Below are 8,680 nucleotides of genomic sequence, written 5' to 3' on the forward strand. Positions count from 1 at the left end.
CAAAGATCTTGGCGGGACCGGGCCTTCGGCGTTGCGTGCGCACGACCGTGAGTGTGTACGCACGAACGCGCCTGCGCGGACACGAACGCGCGTGGCAAAGGGCGAGGCCCCGGGTGGTCACCCGGGGCCTCGCCCTGAACGCTGCCGACGTCTATGCCGTACTACTGGCCATCAGGCCGTCAGTTGTCGTCCTCGTCGATCAGGAAGCCCCGCATGGGCGAGGGCGCCTGACCCATCGGCGACGGGCCCTGCGGACGCACCGGCGCCATCGGCTGGGTCATCGCCGGAGACATCTGCTGCTGACCGCCGTAGGACGGACCGGACTGCGACGGACCGCCGCCCATCGTCTGGTTGCCGCCACCGTAGGACGGGGCGCTCGCGCCGGCGGGAGCCATGGAAGGCGCCGGGGACGGCGGGAGAGACGCCGCAGCCGGAGTACGCGGCGGAGCCAGCGAGTCGTCGGCCTGGGTCTCCAGCTGGCGCAGCTGCGACTCCAGGTACGACTTCAGGCGCGTGCGGTACTCGCGCTCGAAGCCGCGCAGGTCCTCGACCTTGCGCTCCAGCGTGGCGCGGGCGGACTCCAGGGAGCCCATCGCGACGCGGTGCTTCTCCTGCGCGTCCCGCTCCAGGGCATCGGCCTTGGCACGGGCGTCACGCTCGAGGCCCTCGGCACGCGAACGCGCCTCGCCGACGATCTTGTTGGCCTCGGAACGAGCCTCGGCGATCGCCTGGTCGGCGGTCTGCTGGGCCAGCGAGAGGACACGGGCGGCGCTGTCGCCACCGGGGCCTCCCTGACCGGGGCCGCCCATCGGACCGCCCATCGGGCCGGGGCCGCCCATGGGGCCGCCCATCTGCTGCTGCATCGGGGGCTGGCCCATCGGACCCGGACCCTGGCCCATCGGACCGGGACCCTGAGGTCCACCCTGACCGCCGGGGCCGGCGGGCAGCTGCGGGGCACCGCTCGGCAGCTGGGGCGGACCACCCATGGGGCCACCCATCTGCTGCTGCGGCGGGCCCGATATGCCGGCGGGGACGGGACCACCCGGACCGCGCATGCCCTGCTGCTGTTGCTGCTGATCCTGCTGGGGCTCCGGAGGCTTGCGCATGTTCTGCTGGTTCTGCGCAGCAGCGCGCGTGGCCGCGGCCAGCTTGGCGCGCAGGTCCTCGTTCTCGCGGAGCAGGCGGGTCAGTTCGGCTTCGACCTCATCGAGGAAGGCATCGACCTCGTCCTCGTCATAGCCTTCTCGGAGGCGGACGGTCGTGAACTGCTTGTTCCGCACGTCCTCGGGGGTCAACGGCATCTCTTCACCTCAACGTAGTCGTCGGCATTCGGCAAGACGGTAGGTCACATCGCTCATCACAGCCGGCTCACGATCGAGATCAGGATGTAGACGATGATCATCAGTACGAAGAAGGACAGGTCTAGCGCCACGCCCCCGAGACGCAGCGGCGGAATGACCCGCCGCAGAAGCTTGAGCGGTGGATCAGTGACAGTGTAAGTGGCCTCCAGAACGACCACCATCGCCTTGCCGGGTTGCCATGAGCGGGCGAACTGGAAGACATAGTCCATGACCAACCGGAAGATGAGCACGATGAGGAAGCACATCAGCGCGATGTAGACGACATCCAAAACCACGCTCATGACCTCTTGCTTCCCTCTCCCCTGTGCCCTGCTCGGTACTGCTGTTCCGGTGGTGCGTCTCAGCTCTGGTTGAAGAACCCGCCCTCTGCGATGCGGGCCTTGTCCTCCGCCGTGACATCGACGTTAGCAGGCGACAACAGGAACACCTTCTGCGTCACCCGCTCGATACTGCCGTGAAGACCAAACACCAGACCAGCCGCAAAGTCGACAAGTCGCTTCGCATCTGTGTCATCCATCTCAGTCAGATTCATGATCACCGGAGTGCCTTCACGGAAGTGTTCCCCGATGGTACGGGCCTCGTTGTAGGTCCGTGGGTGAAGCGTGGTGATCCGGTAAGGCTCTCGTTCCGACACGACCTTGGGCATGATCACCGGTGCGTTCTTCTCCAGACTTGCGCGTTCTTGTGTGATGGATGCCACGGGCGCGATGCGCGCCGGGCGGTTGGATTCCGCGGGGAGCGAAGCGGAACGGGCGACCGGTTCGCGAGGCGCGGGCGGCTGTACGACTCGTACCTCTTCGTCCCTTTGGGGCTGATGTGAGACATGTGGCTGATGGGACGGCTCGTGCCGTCGGTGGTCCCGCTCGGGCTCCGGGTCCAGTTCGGGTTCGAAGTCGTCGTCGGGGTCGAATCCGCGGCCGTCGTACCCATCGTCCTCCACGAGGCCGAGGTAGACCGCCATCTTGCGCATCGCGCCGGCCATGCTCTGAGTCCTCCGCTCTGTGGTGGATCGGCTGACGACTGCCAAGTGCCCGCGATCCACGAGGTCCTTGAATCCGCCTATCGGCGGCAATGACCATATTTTCTGCTGTGGTCCGACTTCTTGGCGACGTTACCCGAGCCTGGGGCGGACTCCGAGTACCGCGCTGCCGACGCGCACATGTGTCGCTCCGGCCGTCACGGCCTGTTCGAGGTCCGTACTCATCCCTGCCGAGACCATGGTGGCAGCCGGATGACTGCGGCGCAGGTCGGTCGACAAATCCATCAACCGCTCGAAAGCCGCCCGTTCGCGTCCCGCGTACTCCCCGGTGAGCGGTGCGACGGTCATCAGTCCGTCGAGCCGGAGCCCCGGCGCGCCGGCCACGAGATCGGCCAACTCCCCGATACCGCCGGGCCCGACACCTCCGCGTTCACCCCGGCCGCTCTCCCCGGCGTCGAGCGCGACCTGGAGCAGGCACCCCAGTTCGCGCCCGGCCCGGACGGCCTCCTTCGACAGAGCCGTGACGAGCTTGGAACGATCGACGGACTGCACGAAATCCGCGTAACCGACCACCGATCGCACCTTGTTGGTCTGAAGTTGACCCACAAAGTGCCAGGTGAGGGGCAGATCCGAGCAGGCCTCGGCCTTGGGGGCCGCGTCCTGGTCGCGGTTCTCGGCGACGTGGCGCACGCCGAGTTCCGCGAGGATCCGCACATCGCTCGCGGGGTAGGTCTTGGTGACCACGATCAGGGTCACCTCGTCGCGTGCCCGCCCCGCGGCCGCGCACGCGTCGGCGATGCGCCGTTCCACCTTCGCCAGATTGGCGGCGAGTTCGTCCTTACGGTCCGTCATGCCCTATCAGTCCAGCCACACATAACCCGCGAGCCGACCGGTGGTGCGGTCGCGGCGGTACGAGAAGTGATCGTGCGACTCCAGCGTGCACACCGGCGACTGCTCCCGGTCGCGCACCCCGAGCCGTTCCAGCTGGGCATGCACTCCGGCGCTCACGTCGACCGCCGGTGTGCCCCAACTCGTCTCGGCGTACGCCGCCGGCTCGACGGCGGACACCTCGGCGCGCATCGCCTCGGGCACTTCGTAACACCGGCCGCAGACGGTGGGCCCGGTGCGGGCGACGATCCGGGAGGGCTCGGCGCCCAGCTCCGTCATCGCGCGTAGCGCGGCCGGGACGACTCCGGCGATCATGCCGGGCCGACCCGCGTGGGCGGCGGCGGCGATCCCGGCGACGGGGTCGGCGAGCAGTACCGGCACGCAGTCGGCGGTGAGCACGGCGAGGGCGAGCCCCCGGCGCGTGGTGACGATCGCGTCGACCGGCGGGATCGCGGTCGAAGATCCCCACGGCCCGTCCACCACGGCCACGTCGGCCCCGTGCACCTGGTTCATCCAGACGACCCGGTCCGGCTCGACGCCGAGGGACTTGGCAGCCAGATCCCGGTTGGTGCGTACGGCGTCGGGATCGTCGCCGACCGCTCCGCCGAGGTTGAGCTCCTCATACGGAGCGGCGCTCACCCCGCCCCACCGGTCGGTGAAGCCGAAGTGCGCGCCGCTCGCGCTTTCGCGCTGTCCTATCACGACTGAAGGATCACTTGAGGAAGTCCGGTACGTCCAGTTCCTCGGCCGCGCTGTCCGAGTAGGACCGCGGCGCCGGCGTGACCGGCGGGGCGACCGGGATGTCCTTGACCGGCTCCGGAGCGGGCTCCGGGTCCTCCTTCGGGGTCACGCTGCCGAGCGATCCGAAGGAGGGGCGGCTCTCGGTCTGCCGCACCGGGGCCGGCTCCTCGCGCTTGGCCGTGGACGAGCCGAGGACGTTGTCCCGCTTGGCGGGCGGCTGGCCGCCGTCGAAGCCGGCCGCGATCACGGTGACCCGGACCTCGTCGCCGAGGGCGTCGTCGATCACCGCACCGAAGATGATGTTGGCCTCGGGGTGGGCGGCCTCGCTCACCAGCTGGGCGGCCTCGTTGATCTCGAACAGGCCGAGGTCGGAGCCGCCGGAGATGGAGAGCAGCACACCGCGGGCGCCGTCGATGGACGCCTCCAGCAGCGGCGAGGAGATCGCCATCTCCGCGGCGGCAACCGCGCGGTCGTCGCCGCGGGCCGAGCCGATGCCCATCAGGGCCGAGCCGGCCTCGGACATGACCGACTTGACGTCGGCGAAGTCGAGGTTGATGAGGCCCGGGGTGGTGATGAGGTCGGTGATGCCCTGGACACCGGAGAGCAGGACCTGGTCGGCCGACTTGAAGGCGTCCAGCACCGAGACCTGGCGGTCCGAGATGGACAGCAGCCGGTCGTTCGGGATGACGATGAGGGTGTCGACCTCTTCGCGGAGTTCGGCGATGCCGTCCTCGGCCTGGTTCGCGCGGCGCCGTCCCTCGAAGGTGAACGGGCGGGTGACCACACCGATGGTGAGGGCACCGAGCGAGCGGGCGATGTTGGCCACGACGGGCGCGCCGCCGGTGCCGGTGCCGCCGCCTTCACCGGCTGTCACGAAGACCATGTCGGCCCCCTTGAGGACCTCCTCGATCTCCTCGCGGTGGTCCTCGGCGGCCTTGCGGCCCACGGCCGGGTTGGCTCCGGCGCCGAGTCCGCGGGTGAGTTCACGGCCGACGTCCAGCTTGACGTCGGCGTCGCTCATCAACAGAGCTTGCGCGTCGGTGTTGATGGCGATGAACTCGACGCCCTTGAGACCGACCTCGATCATCCGGTTGATGGCATTGACACCACCGCCGCCGACACCGATGACTTTGATGACTGCGAGGTAGTTCTGCGGTGCTGCCACGTCGAAGGCCTCTCGCCTCGAGTTACGTGTCGCCGAATCAACGTGACGCCCTGCGCCCCGCGACCCGACGACTGATGCCGAATGGGACGGTCCGTATCGCCGACCCGAACCCTAACCTTGAAGTTTAGGGTTACCAGTGTGTCTGTTCCTTGGAGTCTTCTGAACAGGACACTAAGTCGACAAGTGGCGCACGTTCAACGAACACGCCGAACCTCCCGTTTTTCTTTTCACCCTATGTGATCAGCCGTAGCACTGCCCAACCAGGGTGCTGGCCTGCGCGGATGTGCGTCAACTCCCCGATGACGCAGGGGCGGTGGGCACACTCACATCGAAGTACCCCGCATCGGGCGTTGCTTTCATCAGGGCGGTGAGGGTACGGGCCTTCGCGGCACCCTTCTCGCTGCTCCCCCAGACCACGGTGCGGCCGTCCCTCAACTCCAGCGAGATGTCGTCATAGGAACGGACCTTGACGGCCCGTGTCTCGCGCGCGACGGCGGCCGGAACCGCGCGGGCGACACCGACCGCCTCGCGCACCAGCCGGGACTCCCCGAAGCGGCGCAGGCTGGCGGCTGCGGAGCCGGACCGGGAGGGCGTCAATTCCAGCGCCGGGACGCCTTTCGGGGCTTCAGAAACCGTGGCGAAGCGGACACCTTCATCGTCCACTTCGATGAACTTTTCGCCCTTGTGGACAATCAGAACCGGAGTCCGCTCCACCACTTTCAGGTCGATTCCATGGGGCCAGGAACGGACCACGTCAACCACGTCAATTCGGGGCAATTTTCGCCGCAATCGCGTCTCGATCGCACCGGTGTCGACGGAAATCAGCGGCTTCCCGAGCGGAACCTCGGCCGCCGCCTCGACCTGAGCAGGTGTCAGCACCCGGGTGCCGGACACCGAGACGTGCTCGGCGCGCAGCCAGTCGGAGCCGTAGAACAGCCAGATGGTCGGGATGCCGAGGAACACCAGGGCGAGGCCCAGGAGGACGATCGCGCGCAGCCGGGTCCGCCTCGACCTCAGGCGGGGCGGCGGGCCGGACGACTCCTGCTGGCGTTCACCGCGCTCGGCGGTGGTCGATCCGGCCACGCTCCCTGCCTTCCGTCATACAGTCCTATCGGTGTGCACGACTGGCGGCGATCGCCTCGTACACCATGCCGACGAGCAGGTCGTCGGCGTCCCGCCGGCCGAACTCGGCGGCGGCGCGGGACATCTGGTACAGCCGGTGCGGGTCGGCGAGCACGGGCAGGACGTTGTGCTGGACCCACTCGGGGGTCAGCTCCGCGTCGTCGACCAGCAGTCCGCCGCCGGCCTTGACCACCGGCTGGGCGTTGAGCCGCTGTTCGCCGTTGCCGATGGGCAGCGGGACGTAGGCGGCCGGGAGCCCGACGGCGGAGAGTTCGGCGACGGTCATCGCGCCCGCGCGGCAGAGCATCATGTCGGCCGCGGCGTACGCGAGGTCCATCCGGTCCAGGTAACTTACCGGGATGTAGGGGGGCATCCCCGGCATCTGGTGCACCTGCGGCAGTTCGTTCTTCGGCCCGACGGCGTGCAGGATCTGGATCCCGGCCTGCTGGAGCCACGGGGCGACCTGCTGGACGACCTCGTTGAGGCGGCGGGCGCCCTGGGAGCCGCCGGTGACCAGCAGCGTGGGCAGGTTCGGGTCGAGCCCGAACGCGGCCCGGGCCTCGGGGCGTACGGCGGCCCGGTCGAGCGTGGCGATGGAGCGGCGCAGCGGGATGCCGATGTAGCGGGCGCCCCGCAGCTTGCTGTCGGGCGTGGAGACGGCGACCTGGCTGGCGTAGCGCGAGCCGATCTTGTTGGCCAGGCCCGGGCGGGCGTTGGCCTCGTGGATCACGATCGGCACGCCCAGGCGCTTGGCCGCGAGGTAGCCGGGCAGGGCGACGTAGCCGCCGAAGCCGACCACGGCGTCCGCCTTGGTGCGCTCCAGGATCTGCTCGGTCGCCTTGATCGTGCCGCGCAGCCGTCCCGGGACGGTGATCAGCTCGGGGGTGGGCTTGCGCGGCAGCGGAACGGCGGGGATCAGCGCGAGTTCGTACCCGCGCTCGGGTACGAGACGCGTCTCGAGGCCGCGCTCCGTGCCCAGGGCCGTGATGCCCACGCTCGGGTCCTGCCTGCGCAGGGCGTCCGCGAGGGCGAGCGCGGGCTCGATGTGGCCCGCGGTTCCTCCGCCGGCGAGTACGACATGCACCGAAATTCACCGCTCTCCGGACGAGCGCGCCGCCGAGGCACGCCGTCGCATCGTGTTCCATCTCCGGGGACTCCGACCGGAACCGGTTCCCCCGGCCCCCCGCTTTCTACCAAAGCGGGGTTGCCGCATCGCAAGCGCCATCCGCGCAGCGGGGTCCTCACGCGCGAAGGCGATCAGCAACCCGATGGCGAACATGGTCGGCAGCAGGGCGGATCCCCCGTAGGAGAACAGCGGGAGGGGGACGCCGGCGATCGGCAGCAGACCGAGCACCGCACCGATGTTGATCACGGCCTGGGCCGTGATCCAGGTGGTCACACCTCCTGCGGCATACCTCACGAAGGGGTCCTCCGTGCGTCCGGCCACGCGGATACCCGCATAGCCTAGAGCCGCGAAGAGGGCGAGTACCGACAGCGTCCCCACCAGGCCCAGTTCCTCACCGGTGACGGCGAAGATGAAGTCGGTGTGAGCTTCGGGGAGTTGGCCCCATTTCTCCACACTCGCACCCAGCCCGGAACCGAAGATTCCGCCCGAGGCGAGGGCGTAGATCCCGTGCACGGCCTGCCAGCAGTCGACGGGTCCCGACTGTGGTTCGGTGGCGCCCAGGCACTGCAGCCGGGCCATGCGGTTGGGGCTGGTCTTGATGAGGATCAGGCCGAGAACGGCGGCGATCGACAGCACCCCGGCGAACAGTCGCGTGGGGGCACCGGCCAGCCAGAGCAGGCCGAACAGGATGGCCGTGAGGATGATCGCGGTGCCCATGTCGCCGCCGATCATGATCAGGCCGAGCAGCATGAAGGCGGCCGGGACCAACGGCACGAGCATGTGCTTCCACTGGTTCAGCAGCCTCCTGTCCTGTTTGCGCGCGAGCAGGTCGGCGCCCCACAGCACGAGGGCGAGCTTGCCGAACTCGCTGGGCTGGATCTGGAAGGAGCCGCCGAGGGAGATCCAGTTCTGGTTGCCGTTGACCGACATCCCTATCCCCGGGACCTGCACCAGGATCATCAGGAAGACGGCGCCCGCGAGGATGGGGTAGGCGAGCGCCCGGTGCAGTTTCACCGGCATCCGCGAGGCCGCGAGCAGCAGACCGGTGCCGATCCCCGCCGCGAGCAACTGCTTGCGGAAGAAGTACGAACCCGGCAGTGACATCTGCAGCGCGGTGATCTGGGAGGCCGAGTAGACCATCACCAGTCCCAGCACGGTGATCAGCAGACTGCCGCCGAGGATCAGGTAGTAGGCGGTCAGCGGCCGGTCCCAGCCCCTGCGCGCGCGGGTGTAGAGGCTCAGGACGCGGTTCTCACGCGCGAGCCGGGGCTGGGACCGGCCGCTGACCGCCTACTACC

The 8,680-nt window shown here is 68.9% G+C and carries 9 protein-coding genes; all 9 read right to left on the bottom strand.

Annotated elements, in window-relative coordinates; genetic code table 11:
• Nucleotides 1-179: 179 nt before the first annotated feature.
• The 9 genes from K4G64_RS22775 to ftsW all read right to left on the bottom strand — a co-directional run bounded on the left by K4G64_RS22775 (nucleotide 180) and on the right by ftsW (nucleotide 8,624).
• Nucleotides 180-1,301, bottom strand: a complete 1,122-nt coding sequence (locus tag K4G64_RS22775) for a DivIVA domain-containing protein (protein ID WP_221757874.1) — start codon at nucleotides 1,299-1,301, stop codon at nucleotides 180-182.
• 56 nt (nucleotides 1,302-1,357) lie between these two features.
• Nucleotides 1,358-1,642, bottom strand: coding sequence for a YggT family protein (locus tag K4G64_RS22780; RefSeq protein WP_030248691.1), 285 nt, complete (start codon nucleotides 1,640-1,642; stop codon nucleotides 1,358-1,360).
• 59 nt (nucleotides 1,643-1,701) lie between these two features.
• Nucleotides 1,702-2,343 (bottom strand): cell division protein SepF, encoded by a 642-nt coding sequence (locus K4G64_RS22785; RefSeq protein ID WP_221757875.1) that lies wholly within the window; start codon nucleotides 2,341-2,343, stop codon nucleotides 1,702-1,704.
• Nucleotides 2,344-2,472: 129 nt separating this feature from the next.
• A complete protein-coding gene (locus K4G64_RS22790) occupies nucleotides 2,473-3,192 on the bottom strand; it encodes a YggS family pyridoxal phosphate-dependent enzyme (RefSeq protein WP_221757876.1) in 720 nt (239 codons plus the stop codon).
• Nucleotides 3,193-3,198: 6 nt separating this feature from the next.
• On the bottom strand, nucleotides 3,199-3,930 hold the full coding sequence (gene pgeF / locus K4G64_RS22795) for a peptidoglycan editing factor PgeF (protein ID WP_221757877.1): 732 nt from the start codon (nucleotides 3,928-3,930) through the stop codon (nucleotides 3,199-3,201).
• A 10-nt stretch (nucleotides 3,931-3,940) separates the two neighbouring features.
• On the bottom strand, nucleotides 3,941-5,134 hold the full coding sequence (gene ftsZ / locus K4G64_RS22800) for a cell division protein FtsZ (RefSeq protein WP_221757878.1): 1,194 nt from the start codon (nucleotides 5,132-5,134) through the stop codon (nucleotides 3,941-3,943).
• Between the two features lie 288 nt (nucleotides 5,135-5,422).
• Nucleotides 5,423-6,217 carry an FtsQ-type POTRA domain-containing protein gene (locus K4G64_RS22805; protein WP_221757879.1) on the bottom strand — a complete coding sequence of 265 codons (795 nt, stop codon included), beginning with the start codon at nucleotides 6,215-6,217 and terminating at the stop codon, nucleotides 5,423-5,425.
• Nucleotides 6,218-6,242: 25 nt separating this feature from the next.
• Complete coding sequence (murG, locus tag K4G64_RS22810; RefSeq protein WP_221757880.1) at nucleotides 6,243-7,340, bottom strand: undecaprenyldiphospho-muramoylpentapeptide beta-N-acetylglucosaminyltransferase; 1,098 nt, start codon at nucleotides 7,338-7,340, stop codon at nucleotides 6,243-6,245.
• Between the two features lie 6 nt (nucleotides 7,341-7,346).
• Nucleotides 7,347-8,624 carry a putative lipid II flippase FtsW gene (gene ftsW / locus K4G64_RS22815; RefSeq protein ID WP_260460828.1) on the bottom strand — a complete coding sequence of 426 codons (1,278 nt, stop codon included), beginning with the start codon at nucleotides 8,622-8,624 and terminating at the stop codon, nucleotides 7,347-7,349.
• Nucleotides 8,625-8,680 lie beyond the last annotated feature (56 nt).

Origin of the sequence: Streptomyces sp. WAC04114, assembly GCF_019733245.1 — a bacterium.
In the GTDB taxonomy this organism is placed as follows: Bacteria; Actinomycetota; Actinomycetes; order Streptomycetales; family Streptomycetaceae; genus Streptomyces; species Streptomyces massasporeus_A.